General features: G+C 40.9%; 2 protein-coding genes. Both read right to left on the bottom strand.

Going from position 1 to position 1,148, the window contains the following annotated elements:
- Positions 1 to 236: 236 nt before the first annotated feature.
- Entirely contained in the window at positions 237 to 584 is a 348-nt protein-coding gene (locus B7Y67_RS18805; RefSeq protein WP_293599934.1) for a hypothetical protein, read from the bottom strand.
- Between the two features lie 26 nt (positions 585 to 610).
- The gene (locus B7Y67_RS18800) at positions 611 to 1,051 is read right to left on the bottom strand and encodes a DUF6641 family protein (protein WP_293599933.1); all 441 of its coding nucleotides are present in this window, start codon (positions 1,049 to 1,051) and stop codon (positions 611 to 613) included.
- Positions 1,052 to 1,148: the final 97 nt, after the last annotated feature.

The raw sequence follows: 1,148 nt of genomic DNA, 5'->3' as shown, positions 1-1,148 counted from the left end.
AGCAGGCTGAACGAGAGTTGAGGGCAGCTTAGTCCAGTTACAAGCGTTACTTTAAGTAACGCTTAGAGAGTATTTGTACTATGCCTGTCAGTCGTCTGTTGGTTAATAAATGATCAATATAAAAATCCTTAAAAATCATACGAATTCGGGTCAATTCGCCTGATTTTGGTTTGGGGTTAGATTAAATCACCAGGGGCCGAGATCTTGCATGGCGCTGAAAATTACGCTGTAGATTTTTAGCGACTGAGATTGAAAATTCGCTTTTGATCTTTAGCCATCTTTTGTCTAGTTCTTTCGGCATCTAGTGCTTTCCCAGCCTTTTCCTTTTGGCGCTTTAGTACATCGATCCTAGCTTGTTGCGGGGTAAGCGGCTTGAAGGGTTTAATGGGCTTCATCCTATTGATAATTTCTTTTAATGGTTCTTGGTCTAAATCTTCTTTGGTGGATAGAGTAGGGCTAGAGAGAATGCAATCTATACCAAATTGGTATTGCAGCATTAATTTGGCATGAATGGAGCTGTCTGCAAAAACTGTAGTCTTTATGGATTGACCATTTACTTTGATGGTTGCGATGTATTTGTTCATGACTGTATTTACTAGCAATCCAGTAACTAGTGCCTAAAACCCAGCCTTACTGCTTCAGTTGCAGCGTCTATTAAGTGATCTAGCTCGCCAGCCTCTACAGCAGTCTTAATCTTTTGTAATGTTGGAATTAGGTCGGAAGACTTTTCCAGCTCTATAGCCGCTTTACCTTGTGTAATTTCAAGTGTTTTAGAGCCGTAGCGAAGGATTAAGCAAACTTTGCCATTTTGAGCGGTAAACCACCAAGGCTTAATACGCTTAGGCACTTCCACCTGTTTGCGCAGCCCTGTTTCGCGGTCCTTCACTGTTTTGTACTTCATGACTACAAATGGTGTTCCTTCTAGCTGACTTTTAGCGAGTTGGATCTGCTCCCAGAGTTTTGATCCCAGCTTATTTCTGCGTATAACAATTGCTGGCATATTGCGAGGCTTTTTGACTGCGACTAGCTTGAGATGACTTAATTGACTCATTTAATTCTCCTATGTAGTTAATGGGCTCATTAAGTGTGTTTTCGATATAGCGCTTTGGTCGACCTCTTTTTTTCTAATTAGAAAATCGGCTAATTTT

The organism is Polynucleobacter sp. 35-46-11 (assembly GCF_002281105.1).
This window is presented reverse-complemented; position numbering and strand designations above follow the sequence as displayed.

Bases quoted from the DNA above. Each gene is read 5' to 3' on its own strand.
- B7Y67_RS18805 (WP_293599934.1), bottom strand. From the start codon at position 584: ATGAACAAATACATCGCAACCATCAAAGTAAATGGTCAATCCATAAAG.
- B7Y67_RS18800 (WP_293599933.1), bottom strand. From the start codon at position 1,051: ATGAGTCAATTAAGTCATCTCAAGCTAGTCGCAGTCAAAAAGCCTCGC.